The following is a 24,799-nucleotide window of genomic DNA, read 5'->3' on the forward strand; positions in this document are numbered from 1 at the left end:
GTGGTTGAGACTTTTAAATTCCGTATTGCGCGCGGTATGCCTGGACGGCTGGCAGGTATTTCTTCAGTTCAGCATCTTCGGCCAAGTATTCCAGTACTTGTTCCAACGACACGATGCTGACCACCGGAATGCCGAAATCACGTTCGACTTCCTGAATGGCCGATAACTCGCCTTTACCACGCTCCTGGCGATTCAATGCAATCAGCACGCCAGTTGCAGTGGCACTTTGCCCATTAATGATCTGCATGACCTCACGAATGGCGGTTCCAGCGGTGATTACGTCGTCAATGATCAGCACATTGCCGCTCAATGGCGCACCTACCAAGGTGCCACCTTCGCCGTGATCCTTGGCCTCTTTGCGGTTGAAACACCAGGGCAGATCGCGGTCATGGTGCTCGGCCAGCGCTACTGCCGTGGTGGCCGCCAACGGGATGCCTTTGTAGGCTGGGCCGAACAGCACATCGAAATCGATGCCGCTGGCCACGATTGCTTCGGCGTAGAAACGCCCGAGCTGAGCCAACGCAGAACCGCTGTTGAACAGGCCTGCATTGAAGAAATAAGGGCTGGTACGCCCCGACTTGAGAGTGAACTCACCAAAGCGCAGGACCCCGCGCTCGATGGCAAAACGAATGAACTCGCGCTGGTACGCCTGCATAAAAAGCCCCGAAACACACGGATTTAGCTGTGGGTTTAGCTAATAAGGATGAGCTCGGGTATCATACACGCACGTGTTTTTGGGGGCCATTTATGCGGATCATCAGTGTGAACGTGAATGGTATTCAGGCTGCAGTCGAGCGAGGTTTGCTCAGTTGGCTGCAAGCGCAGAATGCCGACGTCATCTGCCTGCAAGACACCCGTGCCTCCGCCTTTGAACTGGACGACCCAGCCCTCCAACTGGATGGCTATTTCCTCTATGCCAGCGACGCAGAAGTGCCAGACCAAGGTGGTGTGGCGCTGTACTCGCGATTGCAACCCAAGGCGGTGATCAGTGGGCTCGGTTTCGAGACGGCTGATCGCTACGGGCGCTATCTGCAGGCCGATTTCGACAAAGTAAGCATCGCCACGCTTCTGCTTCCTACCGGGCAGAACGGCGACGAGAACCTGAATCAGAAATTCAAGTTCATGGACGATTTCGCCCAGTATCTGGACAAGCAACGGCGCAAACGCCGCGAGTACATTTATTGCGGCTCGCTGTACGTGGCGCACCAGAAGCTGGACGTGAAGAACTGGCGTGACTGCCAGCAGGAGCCGGGCTTCCTGGCGCCGGAACGGGCCTGGATGGACGAGATCGTCGGTACCATGGGCTATGTCGACGCCCTGCGGGAAGTGAATCGTGAAGGCGACCAGTTCAGTTGGTGGCCCAATAGCGAACAAGCCGAGATGCTTAACCTCGGCTACCGCTACGACTACCAGTTGCTGACCACTGGCCTGCGCCGGTTTGTCCGCGGCGCACGCTTGCCGCGTCAGCCACGTTTCTCGCAGCACGCTGCGCTGATCGTCGACTACGATTGGACGCTCAGCGTCTAAGCCCCGATCGATAAGTTGCAGACACAAAAAAGCCGGCGCAAGCCGGCTTTTTTGTGTCTGCAGTGAAGCCCAGTGAAGCCCAGTGAAGCCCAAGTTTGCCGCAAAGTGACAAAGGTTGTCCTTTGTCAGCATCTCTCGGGCATCGCGTTGGCTTACTCGGCCAATGCCGCGCGCTGCAGCTCGAACAGATCGGTCATGCCTTTCTGTGCCAGCGCCAGCATGGCGTTGAGGTCTTCCGGCTGGAACGGCGCACCTTCGGCGGTGCCTTGCACTTCGATAAAACCGCCCTGGCTGGTCATCACCACGTTGAGGTCGGTCTCGGCGGCGGAGTCTTCCAGGTAGTCGAGGTCCAGTACTGGCTCGCCCTGGTACATGCCCACCGATACCGCCGCGATCATTTGCTTGAGCGGGTCGCCGCCTTTCAGGCCGCCACGTTTCTTGATCACTTTCAGCGCGTCGATCACGGCCACCATGGCGCCGGTAATCGAAGCGGTGCGGGTGCCACCGTCGGCCTGGATCACATCGCAGTCGACATACAGGGTCACTTCGCCGAGCTTGGACATGTCCAGCGCTGCGCGCAGCGAGCGGCCGATCAGACGCTGGATTTCCAGGGTACGGCCGCCTTGCTTGCCACGGCTGGCTTCGCGCTGGTTACGATCGCCCGTGGCGCGCGGCAGCATGCCGTACTCGGCGGTCAGCCAACCCTGGCCCTGGCCTTTGAGGAAACGCGGTACGCCATTTTCCACACTGACTGTGCAGATCACTTTGGTGTCACCAAACTCCACCAGTACCGAACCTTCGGCGTGCTTGGTGTAGTTACGGGTGATGCGGATCGAGCGCAGCTGATCAGCGGCACGGCCACTCGGACGTTTCATCAGGGATACCTATTCGGGACGGAAAACTGCTCGGCATTATAGGGGGGCCGGGCGCGGCTCACACGCCAAATTGGGAGCTAACGGCGCACTGCGCTACAATCCTGCGCCTTTATAGGCCGTGTGAAAACGCCGCGCGGCTGCGCTGGTGTTTCTCTGCAGGCCGTTTCATATCGTCTTACTTCGCGAGGTCCTTCCCATGGTGCACAGCATGACCGCCTTCGCCCGCGTCGAGCGAGCTACTGCCAACGGCACGCTGAGCTGGGAATTGCGCTCGGTCAACCACCGCTACCTGGAGCCGCACCTGCGTCTGCCCGAGTCGTTTCGCGACCTCGAAGGCGGCGTGCGTGATGCCCTGCGCCAGGGCCTCTCACGCGGCAAGGTGGAATGCACCCTGCGCTACACCGAAGAAACCGCTGGCAAGCCGCTGCAGGTCGACCGCGACCGCGCTGCACAGCTGGTGGCCGCGGCCGAAAGCGTGGCCAGCCTGATCAGTTCCCCGGCACCGCTGAATCCCCTGGAAGTATTGGCCTGGCCGGGCGTACTGGTGGCCGATGCGGCTGACCCGCAAGCGCTCAACAGCGCCGCTTTGGCCCTGTTCAATGATGCCCTCAACGAGCTGAAAGCCGGCCGCGGCCGCGAAGGCGCCGAACTGGCCAAGCTGCTCAACGACCGCCTGGACAACATCGGCGACGAAGTCGCGGCCCTGCGTGAACTGGTACCGCAGATGCTCGCCGGCCAACGCCAGCGCATTCTCGACCGCACCGCCGAAATGCAAGCGGAGCTGGACCCCCACCGCCTGGAACAGGAGCTGGTACTGCTGGCGCAAAAGAGCGATGTGGCTGAAGAACTGGACCGCCTGGTTACCCACGTCAGCGAAGTTCGCCGCGTGCTCAAAGCCGGCGGCGCGGCCGGCCGGCGCCTGGACTTCCTGATGCAGGAACTCAACCGCGAAGCCAACACCCTGGGCTCCAAGGCCTTTGACACGCGCAGCACGCAAGCGGCAGTGAACCTCAAGGTGCTGATCGAACAAATGCGCGAACAAGTACAGAACATCGAGTAAGGCGGACCCCCTCATGCACGCCACCACCGGCACCCTCTACATCATTTCTGCGCCTTCGGGCGCGGGCAAAACCAGCCTGGTCAAAGCGCTGATCGACGCCGAGCCGCAGATTCGCGTCTCGGTCTCGCACACCACCCGCGCCATGCGCCCGGGCGAAAGCGACGGGCTGAACTACCACTTCGTCAGCCGTGAAAGCTTTCTGCAGATGCTCGAGCACAACGACTTTCTCGAGCATGCCGAAGTGTTCGGCAACCTCTACGGCACCTCGCAGCGCTGGTTGGAAAAGACCCTCGCGGAAGGTTTCGACCTGATTCTGGAAATCGACTGGCAAGGCGCCCAGCAAGTGCGCCGGCTGCTGCCGGACGCGCGCTCAATCTTCATTCTGCCGCCCAGCCAGGAAGCCCTGCGCCAGCGCCTGAACAACCGCGGCCAGGACAGCGACGAGATCATCGAAACGCGCATGCGCGAAGCGGTCAGCGAAATGAGCCACTATGTTGAGTACGATCACCTAGTGATCAACGACGATTTCGCCGCCGCCCTGGAGGACCTGAAAGCCATCTTCCGCGCCAACAACTTGCGTCAGTCGGTGCAGCAGCAGCGTCACAGCGACTTGCTGACCGAGTTGCTGGCGTAATGAGAAAACCAGCCGTCAAGCGGAGCGCTGAAATCTAAGCTTCCATAAAGGCTGGTTATTTTTTAGACTGCACAGTTCGTTCGCCCACCTGGGCTAAAGTTTTTCGCTCTTATCTATATGTCGCTACGAGGAATACCATGGCCCGCGTTACCGTTGAAGACTGCCTGGACAACGTTGATAACCGCTTCGAGCTGGTCATGCTCGCTACCAAGCGCTCCCGCCAACTCGCCACCGGCGGCAAAGAGCCGAAGGTAGCGTGGGAAAACGACAAGCCAACCGTAGTTGCCCTGCGCGAAATCGCTGCCGGCCTGATCGACTACGCGGTGATCGCGGAAGAAGAGATCGTCGACGAAGAACCACTGTTTGCCACATTTGAGGAAGAGGCCAACGAGGCCCTCTAAGCCTATGCCCGGTCGAAGTCCTACGGCGCGCGTTTCCGGTTGGCAGGGGGTGAACCCATGCCGAGCATAGACGCCCTCGCCGATAGGCTTTCGACCTACCTGGGCGGCGAACAGGTCAACCTGGTTCGCCGCGCCTACTTCTACGCTGAGCAAGCCCACGACGGCCAACGCCGCCGCAGCGGTGAAGCCTACGTAACCCACCCGCTCGCGGTGGCCAATATTCTCGCCGACATGCACATGGACCATCAGAGCCTGATGGCTGCGATGCTGCATGACGTCATCGAAGACACCGGCATCGCCAAAGAAGCGCTCACCGCGCAATTTGGTGAAACCGTCGCCGAACTGGTGGACGGGGTCAGCAAGCTGACCCAGATGAACTTCGAAACCAAAGCCGAAGCCCAGGCGGAAAACTTCCAGAAAATGGCCATGGCCATGGCCCGCGACATTCGCGTGATTCTGGTCAAGCTCGCCGACCGCCTGCACAACATGCGCACCCTGGAAGTGCTGGCTGGCGAAAAACGCCGACGCATCGCCAAGGAAACCCTGGAAATCTACGCCCCCATCGCCAACCGGCTGGGCATGCACAGCATGCGCGTGGAATTCGAAGAGCTTGGCTTCAAGGCCATGCACCCGATGCGCTCCGAGCGCATCCGCCAGGCGGTGAAGCGCGCCCGTGGCAACCGCAAGGAAATCGTCAACAAGATCGAAGAGTCGCTGACCCACTGCCTCAACCGCGAAGGCATGGAAGGCGAAGTGGTGGGCCGCGAGAAGCACCTGTACGGCATCTACCAGAAGATGCGTGGCAAGCGCCGGGCGTTCAACGAGATCATGGACGTCTATGCCTTCCGCATCATCGTCGACAAGGTCGACACCTGCTACCGCGTGCTCGGCGCCGTGCACAACCTGTACAAACCCTTGCCCGGGCGCTTCAAAGACTACATCGCGATCCCCAAGGCCAACGGCTACCAGTCGCTGCACACCACGCTCTTTGGCATGCACGGCGTTCCCATCGAAATCCAGATTCGCACCCGCGAAATGGAAGAAATGGCCAACAACGGCATCGCCGCCCATTGGCTGTACAAGTCCAATGAAGAAGACCAGCCCAAAGGCACCCACGCCCGCGCCCGCCAATGGGTCAAAGGCGTGCTGGAAATGCAGCAACGCGCCGGCAACTCGCTGGAATTCATCGAGAGCGTGAAGATCGACCTGTTTCCGGACGAGGTCTACGTCTTCACCCCCAAAGGCCGGATTATGGAGATGCCCAAGGGCTCCACGGCCGTCGACTTCGCCTACGCGGTGCACACCGATGTCGGCAATTCCTGCATCGCCTGCCGCATCAACCGCCGCCTGGCGCCCCTGTCCGAGCCACTGCAAAGCGGCGCCACGGTGGAAATCGTCACCGCCCCGGGCGCACGACCAAACCCGGCCTGGCTCAACTTCGTGGTTACCGGTAAAGCCCGCACCCATATCCGCCATGCGCTGAAGCTGCAGCGCCGCTCGGAATCCATCAGCCTCGGCGAACGCCTGCTGAACAAGGTGCTGACCGGCCTCAACAGCCACCTCGACAAAGTGCCGGCCGACCAGGTGCAAGGCGTACTCGCCGAATACCGCCTGGAGGTCATCGAAGACCTGCTGGAAGACATTGGCCTCGGCAACCGCATGGCCTACGTGGTCGCCCGCCGCCTGCTGGCTAGCGAAAGCGAGCAACTGCCGAGCGCCGAAGGGCCGCTGGCAATCCGTGGTACCGAGGGCCTGGTGCTCAGCTACGCCAAGTGCTGCACGCCAATTCCGGGCGACCCCATTGTCGGTCACCTGTCTGCCGGCAAAGGCATGGTGGTGCACCTGGAAAGCTGCAAGAACATCAGCGACATCCGCCAGAACCCGGAAAAGTGCATTCAACTGTCCTGGGCCAAAGACGTGGTCGGCGAGTTCAACGTCGAACTGCGCATCGAGCTGGAACACCAGCGCGGCCTGATCGCCTTGCTCGCCAGCAGCGTCAACGCTGCCGACGGCAACATCGAGAAAATCAGCATGGACGAGCGCGACGGCCGCATCAGTGTGGTTCAGCTGGTGGTCAGCGTGCATGACCGCGTGCACCTGGCCCGCGTGATCAAGAAGCTGCGAGCCCTCAAAGGCGTGGTGCATATTTCCCGCGTCCGCGCCTGACCCCCTTTCGTAACGACGGCCTGCGGTCTTTACGCAGGACTACACCTCAAGGAGCTTTTTCATGAGCAAGAGCGTCATCACTTCCGAACACGCCCCAGCCGCCATCGGCACCTACTCCCAGGCGATCAAAGCGGGCAACACCGTGTACATGTCCGGCCAGATCCCCCTGGACCCGAAAACCATGGAGCTGGTCGAAGGCTTCGAAGCCCAGACCGTGCAGGTGTTTGAAAACCTCAAAGCCGTGGCCGAAGCGGCCGGTGGTTCGTTCAAAGACATCGTCAAACTGAACATCTTCCTCACCGACCTCTCGCACTTCGCCAAGGTCAACGAGGTGATGGGCCGTTACTTCGAACAGCCTTACCCAGCCCGCGCCGCTATTGGCGTAGCCGCCCTGCCCCGTGGCGCCCAGGTTGAAATGGACGCCATCCTCGTTATTGAGTAATGGCTGTCGAATAACCGCCGCCCCAAGGAAGAACACCACCATGCGCAACGCCCTTGCCCTGCTGTTATCCGCTGCCGTACTCGGCGGCTGCAGCAGCCCCGCAAGCCACAACCCGAACGGCATCTGGATCAATCAGGTGGCCATCGATGCTGCTGCCCAAGGCGGCAATCTGCGGGAGGCGTTGCTGGCCTACGGGCCGAACCTGGAATGGACCATCGACGCCACACGGCGCAGCGCCAAAGTCAGCAATGGCTTCGAGCTGGACGAAGGCCACCTGGTGGACGCTCCGGACGGCCAGTGGCGCATCGACTTCTATGGCGATTACCACGAGCAACTGAACGTCGAGAACGACCAGATGCGCCAGGCCGAAAGCAAGACCGGCCCGGAGCAGCGTTTTCAACGCTCCACCCTCAAACTGCCGCTCGGCGCTCCGGCGGGCAGCAGCTTTGAGCAAGCGCTGTACACCGCTTACCTCGGTGGCACCTGGAAAATCACCAAGGGCCCTGGGGTAAAAGGCCTGGTGTTGTTTCACCCGGACGGCCAGGTTGAAGGCCTGCCCGGCGCTGACCGTTACGCTCTGTGCCTGGCTGGCGACTGCGCCGCCATGAGTGGCGAAAACGACAGCCTGTGGCTGCAACTGGGTAACCAGGGCAACGTCTGGCTGTTCAAACGCGAAGGCAACCGCTTGGAAATTTTCCAGGCCGTGAACCAGGCGCAGCTGGATGAAATGCCCGAATACCTGCCGGGTGTGACGACCTGGGTGCTGGAGAAGGACTGAAGCAAAAGCTCGAGGCTGAAGCCTCGATTTTTTGAATGCCTTACCGCGCCGTCCAAAGCAGATAAACGCCCAGCACCAGCAACAACCCGCCACACACCCGATCCAGCACCACCACCCGCCGCTGCAACCACAACCGCCAGCGCTCAACGCTGAGCAAGCGCACCAGCGCCAGGTCCCACACCAGCACCATCGTTGCCATCCAGGCCATGCACACGGCCAGGCCCCACCCCGGCATCGCCGCGCTGTGCAGCACGCCAAACAGACCGGCATAAAAAATCGGGCACTTGGGATTCAGCACGCTGGCTGCAAGGCCTTGAACGAACCCCAGCCACCAACGCCCCGCCAGCACCTCGCCCGCTTCCGGCAAGGCCAATTGCCGGCGTCCGCTGAATGCCTGCAACCCCAGCCAGACAAAGTAGGCACCGCCCACGCCCTGCAAGGCGCGCCACACCCAGCCGCCTTCGGCTGGCAGCAGACTCTGCGCCAACAGCACCACGAGCATCACCAGCCCATTGGCTGCCGCAATACCGCTGGCGCAGCCATCCGCCTGCCGTCGCCCCTGGAGCAACGCTGTGCGCAGCAGCAGAAAGAAGTCCGGGCCGGGGGATAGCAACGCCGCGAAGTGAGTGCTGGCGACCAATAAAAACAGCGCAACCATAACGACCTCCGAGTGAATTCGGCGGCCAGTCTGTGGCGCGCTTATGGCGCAGGTATTGGAGAAAACTCAGGTGCGTGCGGCGCTGCGAAAACGCCCAGGGGTCACACCGGTGAAGCGCTTGAAGGTACCGCTGAAGTGCGCCTGGTCATAGAAACCCAACTGCAATCCCACCTCGCTAAGCGGCTCTCCACCCAGCAGCAGGCGCTTGGCCTCACGCACCCGCCGTTGCAGCAGGTAGGTATGCGGCGGCACGCCATAGGCGCGGCGAAAAGCCTCGATCAGGTGACGCGGATGCCGCTCGCCGACCACGGCCAATTGCTCCAGGCTGACCGCGTCGCGGTAGTGCGCTTCCAGGTATTCACGCAAGCGCGCGGTGCTGCCGCCGTCGCGGGCCGCAGTCGGCAGCGGGCGCATGCCGCCGTGGCGGATAAACACCAACTCCAGTACTGCCAGCAGCTGGCTTTCCAGCGCCAGGGCATCATGCCGCTCGAACTCCAGCGCCAGGCCAGCCATCAACTGCGCCACCGCGCCGTCATCCGCCGGATTGAGTTGGTTGAAACCGCGCGGCAAACGCTTGCGCCCCAGCAGCGCCGGCAAGCGCGCCTCTTCGACATAGAGCATGTGATAAACCAGCCGCGACGAAATCGCGTGGCCGGTGTGCGGCTCTTCCGGGTTCATCAATGACAGGGTGCCGGCCGGCAATGCATGCCGTGCGCCCTGGCATTGATAGCCGCCGACGCCGTGCAAAATCGCGCCGATGGCAAACGCGTCGTGGCTATGGCGGCCAAACGGCTGCCCGGAGAAGTCGGCCTGAAATAGCTCGACCCCCGACAGCCAGGGCTGCACCAACAGCCGGTTGGCGTCCATCCTCAGGCGCCGGCCAGCACCGCCGCGTAGCCTTCGCGGTAGCTCGGGTAACGCGGCGCCCAACCCAGGGCGCGGGCGCGGGCATTGCTGCAACGTTTGCTGCCGGAGCGGCGCACGGTCGACTCCTCGGCCCACTCGGTGACGCCCATATAGTCGCGCAGCCAGCCCACCACTTCGTGCAGGGGCGCCGGTGCATCATCGACACCGATGTACAAGTCATCCAGCGCCTTGCCGTCGGCATCCGCTTGCAGCAGAAACGCCAGCAAGCCCGCGCAGTCGTCGGCGTGCAAACGGTTGGCATACAACGGCGGCTCGCTGACCACCCGGTAACCCATGCGCACTTGCTTGAGCAGCCACTCGCGGCCGGGGCCGTAAATACCGGTGAGGCGCACGATGGTGGCGGGGAAGCCGCTGTCCAGAGCCAACCGTTCAGCATCCAGCATGATGCGTCCGGAATAGCTCTGGGCTTCGGCCGGCGACTGTTCGTCTACCCACACCCCGCCGTCCTGGGCATACACGCCGCTGCTGGAGACGAAGATCACCCGCCTGGGCGACTGGCCGCGCGCTTTCAACCAGCTCAAGGTGTTGGCCAGGCCATCGAAATAGGCGCGGCGGTAGCCAGCTTCGTCGTGCTCGGTGGCGGCAGCGGCGTACACCAGGTAGTCCAGCGGGTCTTGTGGCCACTGCTCTGGGCAGGCCGGGTCGTTCAGGTCCGCCGCCACCGGCGTGATGTCCGCCGGCAGCGCTGCGACGGAACGCCGCAAGCCATACACCTGCCAACCCGTCGCATGCAGCTGCGAAGCGAGCCGGCTTCCAACATCGCCGCAGCCGGCAATCAACAGAGTGGGGGCGCTAGACATAGCAGAACCTCAGGACAAAAGCGGCATTCTAGGCGGGCCGCAGGGGATAAGGGAAAGGCTTGAGTGGTCAGACAAACGTTACAGTATCACTTTCACAAACAAGAATAGTTTGCAATACTTAGCGCCCTTTTGCGCCAGGGGTCGCTTTTGACCCCGGTCACCGCTCTTCCCATCTCAGGTCCGGCCAGCATGAACTCTAACGCCTACCGCGCTCAGTCCTCCCTTCTGCAGCCCCGCGCTCTGCTCGCCTTCGGTGCGCTGCTGCTCAGCCTGACGCTGCCTGCCAGCAGCTTCGCTGATCAAACCACCGCCGCGACCCCCGCGCCGACAGCCACCGCTCCCGCTGCTTCGACCGCTGCCGTACCGGCCCCGACTGCCGAAACCCCGGCCGCCGCCGCACTGCGCGAAAAGATCGCCAGCCTGGGCCCGGACGCTACCCCGGAGCAGATCAGCACCGCCACCAAAGAGACCCTGGAGGCCAATGGCGCCTCGCCAGAGGAAGTGGCACAAGCGCTGGATACCCTGCGAAAAGCCGACGAGCTGATTGCCGAAGACCAGGCCACCTTTGCCAGCGACCTGTCGCCATGGGGTATGTACCAGAACGCTGACCACATCGTGAAAGCGGTGATGATCGGCCTGGCCCTGGCTTCGGTCATTACCTGGACCATCTGGATCGCCAAAGGCTTCGAGCTGATCGGCGCCAAGCGTCGTCTGCGTGGCGAACTGGCCCTGCTGAAACAGAGCCGCTCGCTGAAAGAGGCCTCCGACAAGGCCAACAAGGTTGGCAGCCTGTCCCACGTACTGGTTCACGACGCCCTGGAAGAAATGCGCCTGTCGGCCAATACCCGCGAGAAAGAAGGCATCAAAGAACGCGTCAGCTTCCGCCTTGAGCGCCTGGTTGCCGCCTGCGGTCGTGAAATGAGCCAAGGTACCGGCGTGCTCGCTACCATCGGTTCCACTGCGCCCTTCGTCGGCCTGTTCGGTACCGTGTGGGGCATCATGAACAGCTTCATCGGCATCGCCAAATCGCAGACCACCAACCTCGCCGTGGTCGCCCCCGGTATCGCCGAGGCCCTGCTGGCCACGGCCATGGGCCTGGTAGCGGCGATTCCCGCAGTGGTCATCTACAACGTCTTCGCCCGTTCCATCACCGGCTACAAAGCCCAGGTGGCGGACGCCTCGGCCCAGGTCCTGCTGCTGGTCAGCCGCGACCTCGACCACCTGCCGGCTGAGCAACGCAGCCAGCCACACGCGGTAAAAGTGAGCTGACATGGGCCTGCACCTCAACGACGGCGGCGATGATCTGGTCGAATCCCACGAGATCAACGTAACGCCCTTTATCGACGTAATGCTGGTGCTGCTGATCATCTTCATGGTCGCCGCACCGCTGGCCACGGTGGACATCAAGGTCGACCTGCCGGCTTCCAGCGCCGAGCCGCAACCGCGGCCGGACAAGCCGGTGTACCTGACCGTCAAAGAGGACAAGAACCTCTACTTGGGCGATCAGCAAGTGACCAAGGAACAACTGGGGCAGGCACTCGACCAGCAGACCAAAGGCAAGAAGGACACCACGATCTTCTTCCGCGCCGACAAGGGTGTGGACTACGCCGACCTGATGGAAGCGATGAACAGCCTGCGCGCGGCCGGTTACCTCAAAGTGGGCCTGGTTGGCCTTGAGGCGGTCGGGCAGAAATGACCCTATCGGTCCGTAAAGCTTCCGGTTGGACAGTCAGTTGGTTGCTCGTGCTCGCCGTGCATGTCGGTATCGGCCTGTGGGCGTTGTATTGGCATGCCGAAGCAATTCCGGTCGAACTGCCGCCGCCGGCGATGATCATCGAGCTGCCACCGATGCCGGAAGTGGTGCCGCCGCCACCGGCGCCGGCGCAGATCGTCGAGCCTGAGCCCGAGCCGCAGCCGGAAGTGGTGGAAGCGCCCAAGCCCAAGCTGGTGTTGGAAAAGCCCAAGCCCAAGCCGAAACCCAAGCCGAAGGTGAAACCGGTCGAGCCGCCGAAGCCGGAAGAAAAACCGGCCGAGCAGACTCTGCCGGATGCGCAACCGGCGCCGCCAGCACCACCGGCCGCGCCCACCGCGCCACAACCGAGCAGCACCAGCGCACCGTCGGAAGCGCAGGTGACCTGGCAGAGCAAATTGCTTAGCCACCTGGCGCGCTTCAAACGCTACCCCGAGGATGCCCGTCGTCGTGGCGCCGAAGGGACCAGCCGGGTGCGTTTCACTGTGGACGCCGAAGGCAACGTGTTGAGCGTGTCGTTGGCAGGTTCCTCCGGCAACGCTTCGCTGGACCGCGCCACGGTCGCCATGATCCGCCGCGCCCAGCCGCTGCCCAAACCGCCGGCCGATATCCTCGACGGCAACAGCAAGGAAGTGACAGCGCCCTTCGTTTATTCGCTGGACCGTCGCTGACATCTCCCCTCTAACCGGACCCGCCCCCAGGTGATGCGCGAAAAATCGCGCACATTTAACCTGCGGGGCGGGTTGGTTCCATTGAATACAACCGCTATGCTTTGGCGCAAATCAATGGAAAAACACTATGACCCTCACCGAACTGCGCTACATCGTCACCCTGGCACAAGAGCAGCATTTCGGGCGTGCGGCCGAGCGTTGCCATGTCAGCCAACCCACCCTCTCGGTCGGCGTTAAAAAGCTCGAAGACGAGCTCGGCATTCTGATTTTCGAACGCAGCAAAAGCGCTGTTCGCCTGACCCCGGTGGGCGAAGGCATCGTCACCCAGGCGCAGAAGGTGCTGGAGCAAGCTCAGGGCATCCGCGAACTGGCCCAGGCCGGCAAAAACCAGCTGGCGGCGCCGCTCAAGGTCGGCGCCATCTACACCGTCGGCCCGTATCTGTTCCCCCACCTGATTCCGCAACTGCACCGCGTCGCGCCGCAGATGCCGCTGTATATCGAAGAAAACTTCACCCACGTGCTGCGCGACAAACTGCGTAACGGCGAGCTCGACGCGATCATCATCGCCCTGCCGTTCCAGGAAGCCGACGTGCTCACCAAAGTGCTGTACGACGAACCGTTCTACGTCCTGTTACCGGCCGGCCATGCCTGGACCGCGAAAAAAACCATCGACGCCGAACTGCTCAACGACAAGAGCCTGCTGCTGCTCGGTGAAGGCCACTGCTTCCGCGATCAGGTGCTGGAAGCCTGCCCAACCCTGCGCAAGGGCGGCGATGACCACGCCAAACACACCACGGTGGAATCCAGTTCGCTGGAAACCATCCGCCATATGGTCGCCTCCGGCATGGGAATTTCGATCCTGCCGTTCTCGGCGGTCGACAGCCATCACTACGCCCCTGGCGTTTTCGATGTGCGCCCGCTGACCCCGCCGGTACCGTTCCGCACCGTAGCCATCGCCTGGCGCGCCAGCTTCCCACGGCCGAAAGCGATCGATGTGCTGGCCGACTCCATCCGCCTGTGTTCGGTGGCCAACCCGCTGCCTCAAACCGCTTGAGGCTGTGCGCCCATGACTGAATTGGCGGCGGTGCCGGTAACCGCGCTGAAAGGCGTGGGCGCGGCGCTGGAAGAAAAGCTCGCCCGCGTCGGCCTGGAAAACCTCCAGGACGTGCTGTTCCACCTGCCGCTGCGTTACCAGGACCGCACCCGCGTGGTGCCGATTGGCGCCCTGCGCCCGGGCCAGGATGCGGTGGTGGAAGGGGTGGTGGCCGGCGCCGATGTGCTGATGGGCAAACGCCGCAGCCTGCTGGTGCGCCTGCAGGATGGCAGCGGCACCCTCAGCCTGCGCTTCTACCATTTCAGCCAGGCGCAGAAAGACGGCCTCAAGCGCGGCACCCAATTGCGCTGCTATGGCGAGGCTCGCCCCGGCGCCTCCGGCCTGGAAATCTACCACCCGGAATACCGCGCCCTCACCGCCGACAGCGACAGCGGCGTCGAGCAAACCCTGACGCCGATCTACCCGACTACCGAAGGCCTGACCCAACAGCGCCTGCGCCAGCTCAGCGAACAGGCCCTGGCCCGTCTCGGCCCGCACAGCCTGCCGGATTGGCTGCCGGAAGAGCTGGCCCGCGACTACCAGCTCAGCCCGCTGGACGAAGCGATCCGCTACCTGCACCGACCACCGCCAGATGCCGACCTGGAAGAACTGGCCGAAGGCCGCCACTGGGCCCAGCATCGCCTGGCGTTTGAAGAATTGTTGACCCATCAACTGTCGCTGCAGCGCCTGCGCGAAAGCCTGCGCGCGCAGGAAGCGCCGCAGCTGCCGAAAGCGAAGAAGCTGCCGGCCAAATTCCTCAAGAACCTAGGCTTCGCTCCTACTGGTGCACAGCAGCGAGTGGGCGCCGAAATCGCCTACGACCTCAGCCAGCCGGAGCCCATGCTGCGTCTGGTGCAAGGCGACGTCGGCGCCGGCAAAACCGTGGTCGCCGCCCTCGCCGCTTTGCAGGCGCTGGAGGCCGGCTACCAGGTGGCGCTGATGGCGCCGACCGAGATTCTCGCCGAACAGCACTTCATCAACTTCCAACGCTGGCTCGAACCGCTGGGGTTTGAAGTGGCCTGGTTGGCCGGCAAGCTCAAAGGCAAGGCGCGCACCGCGGCGCTGGAACAGATCGCCGCGGGCGCGCCGATGGTGGTCGGCACCCACGCCTTGTTCCAGGACGAAGTGCAGTTCAAACGCCTGGCCCTGGTGGTGATCGACGAACAACACCGCTTCGGCGTGCAACAGCGCCTGGCCCTGCGCAAAAAGGGTGTGGACGGGCGCATGTGCCCGCACCAGTTGATCATGACCGCCACACCGATTCCGCGCACGTTGGCCATGAGCGCCTACGCCGATCTGGACACCTCCATCCTCGACGAACTGCCGCCTGGTCGCACCCCGGTGAACACCGTGCTGGTGGCCGACAGCCGACGTTTCGAAGTGATCGAGCGGGTGCGCTCAGCCTGCCACGAAGGGCGCCAAGCCTATTGGGTGTGCACCCTGATCGAAGAGTCGGAAGAGCTCACCTGCCAGGCCGCCGAAACCACCTATGAAGACCTGTCCGCCGCCCTGGGCGGGCTGAACGTCGGCCTGATTCACGGGCGCATGAAGCCCGCGGAAAAAGCCGCCGTGATGCAGCAATTCAAGGTAGGCGCATTGCAGTTGCTGGTAGCTACCACGGTGATCGAAGTGGGCGTCGACGTGCCCAACTCCAGCCTGATGATTATCGAGAACCCGGAACGCCTGGGCCTGGCGCAACTGCACCAGCTGCGCGGTCGCGTTGGCCGGGGCAGCGCGGCCAGCCACTGCGTGCTGCTGTATCACCCGCCGCTGTCGCAGCTCGGCCGTGAGCGCCTGGGCATCATGCGCGAAACCAGCGACGGCTTTCTGATTGCAGAAAAAGATTTGGAGCTACGCGGTCCCGGCGAAATGCTCGGCACCCGGCAAACCGGGCTGCTGCAGTTCAAGGTCGCCGACCTGATGCGCGACGCTGATCTGCTGCCCGCCGTGCGTGACGCCGCGCAGGCGCTGCTGGAGCGCTGGCCGCAGCACGTCAGCCCGCTGCTGGAGCGCTGGCTGCGTCACGGTCAGCAATACGGACAAGTGTGATACAACTCACAAACGCCTGTCGGGTGACCGGTCAGTCAGAATATTGGCTGGTTATACTCGGGCCAATCTAACGCACCGGATGCACGCTCATGACGGAAGTAGCCCTCGCCACCGATACCTCGCCGCAACCGCCGACGGTCATTCTGCAGTTGCTCGACAAGCTGGGCGTTCCTTATCAGGTTTGCTACGAACAACCGAAACTGGCCCTTGCCCAGCGCGTGCAAGCGGTGCTCCTGGACGATGCCATCGGCGCCCTGCTGGTGCTCTACCCCCATAGCCAACTGCTCGACCTCAACCGCCTCGCGGAACTGACCGGGCGCAAGCTCGCCGCCGTCAAGCCCGAGCGCCAGGAACGCATGCTCGCCAAGCACAGCCTGACTCTGCTGCCGGCCCTGCCGCCGCTGACCAGCTCGCCGTGCCTGTATGACGAACAACTGCTGCTGGCGCCGACCCTGGTGATCGAATCCGGCCAGGCCGGTGTGCTGCTGGAAATCCCCCGCGACGCCTACAAAACCTTACTCGGCAAGGCCAGCGCCGCACGCTTCGGCGAGCCCCTGAGCGGCATTCGCCCGAACCTCGACCGCCCGGATGATGACCGCGCGGAAATCACCCAGGCCGTGCAAGCCTTCACCGCTCGCCGTATTCAGCAGCGCCTGGAAGAGACCATCGAAATCCCACCGCTGCCGGAAACCGCGCAAAAGATCATCAAGCTGCGCGTCGACCCTGACGCCACAGTCGATGACATCACCGGCGTGGTGGAAACCGACCCGGCCCTGGCCGCGCAAGTGGTGAGCTGGGCAGCGTCGCCGTACTACGCGGCACCCGGCAAGATCCGCTCAGTAGAAGACGCCATCGTTCGCGTGCTGGGCTTCGACCTGGTGATCAACCTGGCCCTGGGCCTGGCCCTGGGCAAAACCCTGGCGCTGCCCAAAGATCAACCGCAACAGGCCACCCCGTACTGGCACCAGGCGATCTACACCGCCGCCGTGATCGAAGGCCTGACCCGCGCCATGCCGCGCGCCCAGCGCCCGGAAGCCGGCCTGACTTACCTGGCCGGCCTGCTGCACAACTTCGGCTACCTGGTGCTGGCGCATGTGTTCCCGCCACATTTCTCGTTGATCTGCCGTCACCTGGAGGTCAACCCGCACCTCGACCACAGCTACATCGAGCAGCACCTGCTGGGCATCACCCGTGAGCAGATCGGCTCCTGGCTGATGCGCTTCTGGGACATGCCCGACGAGCTGGCCACCGCGTTGCGTTTCCAGCATGACCCGGACTACGAAGGCGCCCACGCCGCCTACCCGAACCTGGTGTGCCTGGCCGTGCGCCTGTTGCGCAACCGCGGTATCGGCTCGGGCCCGCAAGCCGAGATTCCACAGGCGCTGTTCGACCGCCTGGGTCTGTCCCGCGAAAAAGCCAACGAAGCGATCAACAAGGTGCTGGAAGCCGAAACCGCCCTGCGCGAACTGGCCTCGCAGTTCCACGCTTGATGCGCGTGAGCAAATTAAAAAGGGCCTTGTGCCCTTTTTTCATGGGCGCAGTTCAGGCCTTCATCTGCGCGCTGACGTAGTCGAGAAAACAGGTAATCCGCGAGGCCAGCGCGGTGTTGCGGTAATACACCGCGTGGATCGGCTGCAGCACGTCCACCGTCTGCGCTTCCAGCACCTGCACCAGGCGTCCGTCGAGGCGGTCCTGCAGGGTCATGAAGTCCGCCAGGCAAACAATCCCCGCACCCTCCAGCGCCAGCTGGCGCAAGGTCTCGCCACTGGAGGCCTTGATGCTCGGCGTCACCTGCCAGTGCTGCCCGAGGGCGTGACGCAGCGGCCACTGGTTGAGGCTGTCGGGCTGGGTGAAACCCAACAGGCTGCGTTCGCTGAGCGCTTCCACGCTGTCCGGCGCGCCGAACTGCTGCACATAACCGGGGCTGGCCAGTACCCGCAGGCGATTGCTGCCCAACGGCCGGGCATGCAGGGTGGAGTCGCGCAGCGGACCGATGCGGATGGCGACGTCGGTACGCTGCTCGATCAGGTCGATGATCTGGTCGCTGCTGTGCAGCTCCAGCTCGATATCCGGGTACAACGCACGAAAGCCAGGCACCAGCGGCACGATCACATGCAGCATGAACGGCGAGGCGGCATTCACCCGTAAACGCCCGGCTGGGCGCTGACGACGCAACGCCATTTGCTCCTCGGCATCCTCGACACTGGCGACGATGCGCCGCGCCTGCTGCACAAAGGCCCGGCCTTCTTCGGTGAGCTCCAGACGACGAGTGGTGCGCTGCAGCAAAGTAACGTCGAGCTTCTCTTCCAGACGGCTGAGAGCACGGCTGACCCCGGACGCGGTTTGCCCCAAATGCTCGGCGGCAGCCGTGATCGAACCGCTGTCGACCACTGTGGTAAGGGCGAGCAATTCGTCGAGGGTGGTTTTCATTCGTGCGTTTTTATCACAGATGCAGGCGGTAAACCCAACGTTTGGGCACGAGTCTGGATGCAATTTGCCACTATGACCAGTCGTTCACATAAAATACGTGGCCTGCGCGCTATACAGGGCGTCGATGCAAGGCGAGAACTGGTTCAAGAACAACAAAACCTCCAGGTTTCCTTTCCCACTTAACCGAAAAGCCTCACTTAAATTGGACCATTGCCACAAGCGTTGGGCCCAAGACACTGGAGTGTTCATGAACGAATGGTTCGGCAACATCAGCGTTAACCGCAAACTTGGCCTGGGCTTCGGCCTGGTCCTGGCCCTTACCGTGATCCTCGCCGTCACTGGCTGGAACAGCCTGGGCAGCCTGATCAACCGCAGCATCTGGATGGGCGACATCGCTCAACTCGACGCAGCCCTGACCAAACTGCGCATCACCCGCCTGCAATACATGATCGCCAATGGCGACGAGGCCATCGCCGCCACCGTGCAAACCACCCTCGAAGGGTTCGCCAAGCAGCAGAAGAGCCTGCTGGAAACCTTCAAGAGCCCGGACAACCTCAAGCTGCTCCACGAGCAGACCGCGCAGATCGACGCCTACCAGAAGTCTCTGAATGCGATGCGCGCCGGCTATGCCGCCAACAATGCAGCACGCGCGGAGATGGGCAGCCACGCCGAAGCTTCGCTGAAGCTGCTGGACGTGCTCAACACCGATGCCCTGCAACGCGCCAGCGACGACCCGAGCCGCCTGGACACCTTCCAGACCATCACCCAGGCCCGCGAACAGCTGCTGCTGGCACGCTATGAAGTGCGCGGCTACACCGCCACTCCAAGCGCGGATACCGAGCAGAAGGCGATCAAGCAACTGGATACCGCCGTCGCCGGCCTGGAAAGCCTCAAAGGCCCATTCGGCGCCAGCCACGCCAGCGAACTGCAGCAACTGGAAAGCCATCTGGAAACCTACCGCGCCGCCCTCGGCCGGTTCAAAGTCGCCACCGACAACATTGTTCAGGCGCGCAAAGAAATGACCGACCAGGGCGCGGCCATCGTCTCGCTCAACGAAGCACTGAACAAAATCCAGATCACCCGCCGCGACGCCGAAAGCGCCGAAGCACGCAGCATGCAATTGGGCGCCACGCTGCTGGCGCTGCTGTTCGGTGTGCTGGCTGCGGTGGTCATCACCCGCCAGATCACCCGCCCGCTGGCCGAAACCCTGGCCGTGGTGCAACGCATCGCCGATGGCGACCTGACGCAGAACCTGCAAGTGACCCGCCGCGACGAACTCGGCGTGCTACAGCAAGGTATTCAGCGCATGGGCGTGACCCTGCGCAACCTGATTGGCGGCATTCGCGATGGCGTTACACAGATCGCCAGCGCCGCCGAAGAGCTGTCGGCCGTCACTGAGCAGACCAGCGCCGGGGTCAACAGCCAGAAGATCGAGACCGACCAGGTGGCCACCGCCATGCACGAAATGTCGGCCACCGTGCAGGAAGTGGCGCGCAACGCCGAAGAGGCTTCGCAAGCGGCCAGCCTGGCAGACCAGGAAGCGCGCCAAGGCGACAAAGTGGTTGGCGAAGCGATTGCACAGATTGAACGCTTGGCCGATGAAGTGGCGCGCTCCACCGAAGCCATGCAAGTGCTGCAACAGGAAAGCGACAAGATCGGCAGCGTGATGGACGTGATCAAAGCCGTCGCCGACCAGACCAACCTGCTGGCCCTCAACGCTGCCATCGAAGCGGCCCGCGCCGGCGAAGCCGGTCGTGGTTTCGCTGTGGTCGCCGATGAAGTGCGCAGCCTGGCGCAGCGCACCCAGCAGTCCACCGAAGAAATCGCCGGCCTGGTCGCCGGCCTGCAAAGCGGCTCGCAGCAAGTCGCCACTGTGATGAGCAACAGCCGCAGCCTGACCGACAGCAGCGTGCTGCTGACCCGCAAGGCCGGCACCGCGCTGGAAAGCATCACCGCCACGGTGTCCAACATCCAGTCGATGAACCAGCAGATCGCTGCGGCCGCCGAAGAGCAAAGCGCGGTGGCCGAAGAGATCAGCCGCAGCATCCTTAACGTGCGTGACGTCTCCGAACAGACCGCCGCCGCCAGTGACGAAACCGCCGCTTCCAGTGTTGAGCTGGCAAGGCTGGGTGGGCAGTTGCAGCAGTTGGTGAGTCACTTCCGGGTGTAATGCACAGACCGCATAACGGCTATCGCGGCTGAAGCCCCTCCCACAGAAACCGCGGTCCTTGTGGGAGAGGCTTTCGCCTCGATTCCTGGAAAAGGTAAAACCGAAAAAACAAAAAACCGCCATGCCCTCTCGGGCATGGCGGTTTTTTATTGGCTGGCAGCAGGCGTTTTATTTACGCGCGCCACGCACCCCTTCGGCCAGTTCGGCGCACAAGCCCAGCACACCTTTGACGGCATCCTGCTGGCTGGCAGCGTTGGCGATATGGTCGATCAGTGCGGAGCCCACCACCACACCGTCGGCCAGGCGCGCGATGGTCGCGGCGTGTTCGGCGGTGCGGATGCCGAAGCCGATGCTGATCGGCAGGTCGGTGTGGCGACGCAGGCGAGCAACCGCCTGTTCCACATGTTCCAGGGTGGCGGAACCGGCACCGGTAACGCCGGCGACCGACACGTAGTAAACGAAGCCCGAGCTGCCGTTGAGTACGGTCGGCAGGCGCTTGTCGTCGGTGGTCGGCGTGGTCAGGCGGATAAAATCCAGGCCAGCGGCTTGCGCCGGGTCGGCCAGGTCGACGTTATGTTCAGGCGGCAGGTCGACGACGATCAGGCCGTCAACGCCGGCTGCCTTGGCATCGGCGATAAACGCCGGTACGCCGTATTTGTGGATCGGGTTGAAGTAGCCCATCAGCACCAGCGGGGTGTCGCTGTTGCCTTCGCGGAATTCGCGAACCATCTGCAGGGTTTTCTTCAGGTCCTGCTTGGCGGCCAGCGCACGGATGTTGGCCAACTGAATGGCCGGGCCGTCGGCCATCGGGTCGGTGAACGGCATGCCCAGTTCAATCACATCGGCGCCGGCAGCCGGCAGGCCTTTGAGAATTTCCAGGGAGGTGGCGTAGCCCGGGTCGCCGGCGGTGATAAAGGTCACCAGGGCAGCACGGTTCTGTTGTTTCAGTTCGGCGAAACGGCGTTGCAGGCGGCTCATATATGTTCTTCCTGTTCGTCGAAGTGGTGCATGACGGTTTGCATATCCTTGTCGCCACGGCCGGACAGGTTCACCACCATCAGGTGGTCCTTGGGCAGCTTGGGTGCGCGTTTGAACACTTCAGCCAGGGCGTGGGCGCTTTCCAGCGCCGGGATGATGCCTTCCAGTCGGCAGCATTTATGGAAAGCGGCGAGGGCTTCGTTATCGGTGATCGAGGTGTATTCGACGCGGCCGATGTCGTGCAACCAGGCGTGCTCCGGGCCGATGCCGGGGTAGTCGAGGCCGGCGGAAATCGAGTGGGCGTCGATGATCTGGCCGTCGTCGTCCTGCAGCAGGAAGGTGCGGTTGCCGTGCAGCACGCCCGGTACCCCGCCGTTCAGGCTGGCAGCGTGTTTGCCGGTTTCGATGCCGTGGCCGGCAGCTTCAACGCCGATGATCTGCACGTCTTTGTCGTCGAGGAACGGATGGAACAAGCCCATGGCGTTGGAACCGCCGCCGATGCACGCCACCAGGGAATCCGGCAGGCGGCCTTCCTGGTCTTGCAACTGCGTGCGGGTTTCCTTGCCGATTACCGCCTGGAAATCGCGGACCATCGCCGGGTACGGGTGCGGGCCGGCCACGGTGCCGATCAGGTAGAAAGTCGAATCCACGTTGGTCACCCAGTCGCGCAGGGCTTCGTTCATCGCATCCTTGAGGGTGCCGGTGCCGGCGGTGACCGGAATCACCTCGGCGCCCAGCAGCTTCATGCGGAACACGTTGGCCTGCTGGCGATCGATGTCGGTGGTGCCCATGTAGATCACGCAGTCCAGACCGAAACGTGCGGCGACAGTGGCAGTGGCCACGCCGTGCATGCCGGCACCGGTCTCGGCGATGATGCGTTTTTTACCCATGCGCCGCGCCAGCAGGATCTGGCCGATGCAGTTGTTGATCTTGTGCGCGCCGGTGTGGTTCAGCTCTTCGCGCTTGAGGTAGATCTTCGCGCCGCCGCAGAACTCGGTCAGGCGCTCGGCGAAATACAGCGGGCTGGGACGGCCAACATAGTCACGCTGGAAGTAGGCCAGTTCCTTGAGGAAGGCGGGGTCTTCTTTAGCTTTTTCGTATTCGGCGGCCAGATCGTGGATCAGCGGCATCAGGGTTTCGGCGACGTACTGGCCGCCGAACGAACCGAACAGGCCGGTGGCGTCGGGTCCGTTGCGGTATGAAGTCTGGGTCATGGTGGGCTCCTGCTGGAAGCTGGATTTCGATGGCGTTCACTGTAGGCGCGACTTTCGCTGGAATAAAGCGATAAGATCGCCGGCATCTGTCAGAAAAACTCACAGGTTAATCAGTCAAACATGGCGCGTGATCTTCCCCCCTTGAATGCCCTGCGGGCCTTTGAAGCGGCTGCCCGGCTGCATAGTCTGAGCAAAGCAGCGCAGGAGTTGAGTGTGACCCACGGCGCCGTGAGCCGGCAGATTCGGGTGCTCGAAGATGACCTCGGCCTGGCCCTGTTCAGCAAAGAGGGGCGCGGCCTAAAACTCACAGATGCCGGCATTCGTCTGCGCGATGCCAGCGCCGAAGCCTTCGAGCGTCTGCGCGGAGCCTGTGCCGAACTGAAACAACAAACTGCCGACGCGCCCTTCGTGCTGGCCTGCCCAGGCAGCTTGCTGGCGCGCTGGTTTATTCCGCGCCTGGACCGGCTCAACCGCGAACTGCCGGAACTGCGCTTGCAGCTGTCGGCCAGCGATGGCGAGCTGGACCCGCGACGCGCCGGTATCGATGCCACCCTGTGGTTTGCCGAGCCGCCGTGGCCGGCAGATATGCAGGTGTTCGAGCTGGCGGTGGAGCGCATTGGCCCGGTACTCAGTCCACGCTATGCAGGTTTTGCTGCACTGCAACACGCCGCGCCGCAGCAGTTGCTCAGCGAGTCATTGCTGCACACCACCTCGCGTCCACAAGCCTGGCCACAGTGGGCGCAGAGCCAGGCAATCAAACGGGCAGAGCTGCAGCTGGGGCAGGGCTTCGAGCATTTGTATTACTTGCTGGAAGCGGCCGTGGCCGGCCTGGGCGTGGCCATTGCGCCGCAGCAATTGGTTGCCGATGAGTTGGCGGCGGGGCGTCTGGTGGCGCCTTGGGGGTTTGTTGAGACCAGCGCGCGACTGGCGCTGTGGGTGCCGGCGCGTACGCCATCGGCACGGGCTGCCAGGTTGGCGCAGTGGCTGGAACAGCAACTGTCCGTAGGAGCGACTTCAGCCGCGATCCCTGCAAAAAGCGATCGTGGCTGAAGCCACTCCTACGACGATCTACAACGGCTCAGTTGTTATTGCGAAACACCAGGTATCCCGCCAACGCCACCACACCCAAGGCCAGGCTGGCCGAGGCCACCGGGTGCTCACGGGTCAGGTCACGGGTAGCAACCCCGGCCTGATACGTCTTTTCCTTCACATCCGCGTAGGTGTCGCTGAGCAGGTCGCGGGAGTGGCCCAGTACGCGCTCGGCGCTTGAGCGCAGGGTCTTGAGGGACTTCTGCGACTCCTCACTGACTTCGCTTTTCAGGCTGTCGAGGCTGGAGATCAAGTGCTCGATCTCGGTTTCGATGCTGTGCAGGGATTTGTTGCGCGAGGCAAAAATGGCCATGGTCAGTCTCTCCTATCGTTCATAAGGGCGTACTGGGTGTGACTGCGCTCAAGTTGGAAAGTGCAGCTAATCTGAACTTATCCGGCGCCAGGCGGGACTCATTCTGTAAGCGCATCTGCCCACAAGAGAGGACAACAGCATGTCGGATCATCACACCTACAAACTGATCGATATCGTCGGCTCATCGCCCACCAGCATTGAAGAGGCCATTCAGAACGCCCTGGCCGAAACGGCCAAGACGGTGCGCAATCTGGAGTGGTTCGAAGTGGTGGAAACCCGCGGTCATATTGTTGACGGAAAAGTCGGCCACTATCAGGTGACCTTGAAAGTGGGCTTCCGCATCGGCGATAGCTGATAGCCCCTGTTTACGCGTGACGGCCTGCGGGCCGTCAACGCTCACCGAGGCTGTGGGACAACGCCCGGTGTTGCTTTTGGCGACCTCAGGTCGTCAATTTTGCTGCTCGAGGTTTGGCGTGGTGTTCGAGCATTTGTCGTTACCAACGAGGGAGCGTTACCCCATGAAAAAAGTGATCCTGGCCTTTGGCCTGTTAGTTATGGCTGGCTCGGCCTTCGCGGCCCCAAAACCCTGCGAAGAGCTGAAGTCGGAAATCGATGCAAAGATCCAAGCCAAGGGCGCCAAGTCCTACAGCCTGGAAATCGTTGAGAAAGGCAGCGCTGGCGACAAGACCGTCGTAGGTAGCTGCGATGCAGGTAGCAAAGAGATCGTCTACCAGCGCAATTGATCGCGCCTAGGCACTATCAAACCGGCGCCCT

Annotated in this window: 26 protein-coding genes and 1 pseudogene; 18 read left to right on the forward strand and 9 right to left on the reverse strand. The window is 62.7% G+C overall.

Annotated features, from left to right (window positions below; genetic code table 11):
• Positions 1–13 precede the first annotated feature (13 nt).
• Positions 14–655 (reverse strand): orotate phosphoribosyltransferase, encoded by a 642-nt coding sequence (pyrE, locus tag C8K61_RS04840; RefSeq protein WP_108095070.1) that lies wholly within the window; start codon positions 653–655, stop codon positions 14–16.
• 92 nt (positions 656–747) lie between these two features.
• Here pyrE and C8K61_RS04845 point away from each other — a divergent pair, with 92 nt between their 5' ends.
• On the forward strand, positions 748–1,527 hold the full coding sequence (locus C8K61_RS04845) for an exodeoxyribonuclease III (RefSeq protein WP_108095071.1): 780 nt from the start codon (positions 748–750) through the stop codon (positions 1,525–1,527).
• Positions 1,528–1,679: 152 nt separating this feature from the next.
• Here C8K61_RS04845 and rph read toward each other — a convergent pair whose 3' ends face one another.
• A complete protein-coding gene (gene rph / locus C8K61_RS04850; protein WP_108095072.1) occupies positions 1,680–2,402 on the reverse strand; it encodes a ribonuclease PH in 723 nt (240 codons plus the stop codon).
• Positions 2,403–2,598: 196 nt separating this feature from the next.
• Here rph and C8K61_RS04855 point away from each other — a divergent pair, with 196 nt between their 5' ends.
• From C8K61_RS04855 to C8K61_RS04880, 6 genes are all read left to right on the forward strand, one after another.
• Positions 2,599–3,462, forward strand: a complete 864-nt coding sequence (locus C8K61_RS04855) for a YicC/YloC family endoribonuclease (RefSeq protein ID WP_108095073.1) — start codon at positions 2,599–2,601, stop codon at positions 3,460–3,462.
• Between the two features lie 13 nt (positions 3,463–3,475).
• The gene (gene gmk / locus C8K61_RS04860) at positions 3,476–4,096 is read left to right on the forward strand and encodes a guanylate kinase (protein WP_108095074.1); all 621 of its coding nucleotides are present in this window, start codon (positions 3,476–3,478) and stop codon (positions 4,094–4,096) included.
• Positions 4,097–4,233: 137 nt separating this feature from the next.
• Positions 4,234–4,497: a DNA-directed RNA polymerase subunit omega gene (rpoZ, locus tag C8K61_RS04865; RefSeq protein ID WP_108095075.1), complete on the forward strand. Its 264-nt coding sequence runs from the start codon at positions 4,234–4,236 to the stop codon at positions 4,495–4,497.
• A gap of 57 nt (positions 4,498–4,554) precedes the next feature.
• Entirely contained in the window at positions 4,555–6,663 is a 2,109-nt protein-coding gene (spoT, locus tag C8K61_RS04870) for a bifunctional GTP diphosphokinase/guanosine-3',5'-bis pyrophosphate 3'-pyrophosphohydrolase (protein WP_108095076.1), read from the forward strand.
• A gap of 61 nt (positions 6,664–6,724) precedes the next feature.
• Positions 6,725–7,105, forward strand: coding sequence for a RidA family protein (locus tag C8K61_RS04875; protein WP_108095077.1), 381 nt, complete (start codon positions 6,725–6,727; stop codon positions 7,103–7,105).
• Between the two features lie 40 nt (positions 7,106–7,145).
• Positions 7,146–7,883, forward strand: a complete 738-nt coding sequence (locus C8K61_RS04880; RefSeq protein ID WP_108095078.1) for a hypothetical protein — start codon at positions 7,146–7,148, stop codon at positions 7,881–7,883.
• A 40-nt stretch (positions 7,884–7,923) separates the two neighbouring features.
• Here the strand turns inward: C8K61_RS04880 and C8K61_RS04885 are convergent, their stop codons facing one another.
• The 3 genes from C8K61_RS04885 to C8K61_RS04895 form a co-directional block, all read right to left on the reverse strand.
• A complete protein-coding gene (locus C8K61_RS04885; RefSeq protein WP_108095079.1) occupies positions 7,924–8,541 on the reverse strand; it encodes a LysE family translocator in 618 nt (205 codons plus the stop codon).
• A 66-nt stretch (positions 8,542–8,607) separates the two neighbouring features.
• Positions 8,608–9,408, reverse strand: coding sequence for an AraC family transcriptional regulator (locus C8K61_RS04890; RefSeq protein WP_108095080.1), 801 nt, complete (start codon positions 9,406–9,408; stop codon positions 8,608–8,610).
• Between the two features lie 2 nt (positions 9,409–9,410).
• Positions 9,411–10,268, reverse strand: a complete 858-nt coding sequence (locus C8K61_RS04895) for an SDR family oxidoreductase (RefSeq protein WP_108095081.1) — start codon at positions 10,266–10,268, stop codon at positions 9,411–9,413.
• Positions 10,269–10,457: 189 nt separating this feature from the next.
• Here C8K61_RS04895 and exbB point away from each other — a divergent pair, with 189 nt between their 5' ends.
• The 6 genes from exbB (at position 10,458) to C8K61_RS04925 (ending at position 17,321) form a co-directional block, all read left to right on the forward strand.
• Positions 10,458–11,537, forward strand: a complete 1,080-nt coding sequence (exbB, locus tag C8K61_RS04900) for a tonB-system energizer ExbB (RefSeq protein ID WP_108095082.1) — start codon at positions 10,458–10,460, stop codon at positions 11,535–11,537.
• A 1-nt stretch (position 11,538) separates the two neighbouring features.
• Positions 11,539–11,964 carry a TonB system transport protein ExbD gene (gene exbD, locus C8K61_RS04905; protein WP_108095083.1) on the forward strand — a complete coding sequence of 142 codons (426 nt, stop codon included), beginning with the start codon at positions 11,539–11,541 and terminating at the stop codon, positions 11,962–11,964.
• Positions 11,961–12,689: an energy transducer TonB gene (locus C8K61_RS04910; RefSeq protein ID WP_108095084.1), complete on the forward strand. Its 729-nt coding sequence runs from the start codon at positions 11,961–11,963 to the stop codon at positions 12,687–12,689. The genes exbD and C8K61_RS04910 overlap by 4 nt, the downstream gene beginning before the upstream one ends.
• 127 nt (positions 12,690–12,816) lie before the next feature.
• Positions 12,817–13,743 (forward strand): hydrogen peroxide-inducible genes activator, encoded by a 927-nt coding sequence (locus tag C8K61_RS04915; protein ID WP_108095085.1) that lies wholly within the window; start codon positions 12,817–12,819, stop codon positions 13,741–13,743.
• A gap of 12 nt (positions 13,744–13,755) precedes the next feature.
• A complete protein-coding gene (gene recG, locus C8K61_RS04920) occupies positions 13,756–15,831 on the forward strand; it encodes an ATP-dependent DNA helicase RecG (RefSeq protein ID WP_108095086.1) in 2,076 nt (691 codons plus the stop codon).
• A gap of 89 nt (positions 15,832–15,920) precedes the next feature.
• A complete protein-coding gene (locus tag C8K61_RS04925) occupies positions 15,921–17,321 on the forward strand; it encodes an aminoacyl-tRNA deacylase and HDOD domain-containing protein (RefSeq protein WP_108095087.1) in 1,401 nt (466 codons plus the stop codon).
• Positions 17,322–17,373: 52 nt separating this feature from the next.
• Here C8K61_RS04925 and C8K61_RS04930 read toward each other — a convergent pair whose 3' ends face one another.
• Complete coding sequence (locus tag C8K61_RS04930; RefSeq protein ID WP_108095088.1) at positions 17,374–18,261, reverse strand: LysR substrate-binding domain-containing protein; 888 nt, start codon at positions 18,259–18,261, stop codon at positions 17,374–17,376.
• A 382-nt stretch (positions 18,262–18,643) separates the two neighbouring features.
• On the opposite strand from C8K61_RS04930, the pseudogene C8K61_RS27160 reads away from it, so the two are divergent.
• Both C8K61_RS27160 and C8K61_RS27165 read left to right on the forward strand, forming a co-directional pair.
• Positions 18,644–19,573 (forward strand): annotated as a pseudogene (locus tag C8K61_RS27160) (methyl-accepting chemotaxis protein); the annotation flags it as partial.
• Entirely contained in the window at positions 19,568–20,431 is an 864-nt protein-coding gene (locus tag C8K61_RS27165; protein WP_371919971.1) for a methyl-accepting chemotaxis protein, read from the forward strand. The pseudogene C8K61_RS27160 and the gene C8K61_RS27165, both read left to right, overlap by 6 nt.
• A gap of 168 nt (positions 20,432–20,599) precedes the next feature.
• Here C8K61_RS27165 and trpA read toward each other — a convergent pair whose 3' ends face one another.
• Complete coding sequence (gene trpA / locus C8K61_RS04940) at positions 20,600–21,409, reverse strand: tryptophan synthase subunit alpha (protein WP_108095090.1); 810 nt, start codon at positions 21,407–21,409, stop codon at positions 20,600–20,602.
• Positions 21,406–22,623 (reverse strand): tryptophan synthase subunit beta, encoded by a 1,218-nt coding sequence (trpB, locus tag C8K61_RS04945; RefSeq protein WP_108095091.1) that lies wholly within the window; start codon positions 22,621–22,623, stop codon positions 21,406–21,408. Before trpB ends, trpA begins: the two co-directional genes overlap by 4 nt.
• A gap of 120 nt (positions 22,624–22,743) precedes the next feature.
• Here trpB and C8K61_RS04950 point away from each other — a divergent pair, with 120 nt between their 5' ends.
• Complete coding sequence (locus tag C8K61_RS04950; RefSeq protein WP_108095092.1) at positions 22,744–23,673, forward strand: LysR family transcriptional regulator; 930 nt, start codon at positions 22,744–22,746, stop codon at positions 23,671–23,673.
• Positions 23,674–23,701: 28 nt separating this feature from the next.
• Here C8K61_RS04950 and C8K61_RS04955 read toward each other — a convergent pair whose 3' ends face one another.
• Complete coding sequence (locus C8K61_RS04955) at positions 23,702–24,025, reverse strand: YqjD family protein (RefSeq protein WP_108095093.1); 324 nt, start codon at positions 24,023–24,025, stop codon at positions 23,702–23,704.
• 139 nt (positions 24,026–24,164) lie between these two features.
• Between C8K61_RS04955 and C8K61_RS04960 the strand changes: the two genes are divergently transcribed.
• Together C8K61_RS04960 and C8K61_RS04965 are read left to right on the forward strand one after the other, a co-directional pair.
• Complete coding sequence (locus C8K61_RS04960; RefSeq protein ID WP_108095094.1) at positions 24,165–24,380, forward strand: dodecin; 216 nt, start codon at positions 24,165–24,167, stop codon at positions 24,378–24,380.
• A 163-nt stretch (positions 24,381–24,543) separates the two neighbouring features.
• Entirely contained in the window at positions 24,544–24,768 is a 225-nt protein-coding gene (locus tag C8K61_RS04965; RefSeq protein ID WP_108095095.1) for a DUF1161 domain-containing protein, read from the forward strand.
• Positions 24,769–24,799 lie beyond the last annotated feature (31 nt).

The sequence above is a fragment of the Pseudomonas sp. GV071 genome, from assembly GCF_003050835.1.
Classification (GTDB): Bacteria; Pseudomonadota; Gammaproteobacteria; order Pseudomonadales; family Pseudomonadaceae; genus Aquipseudomonas.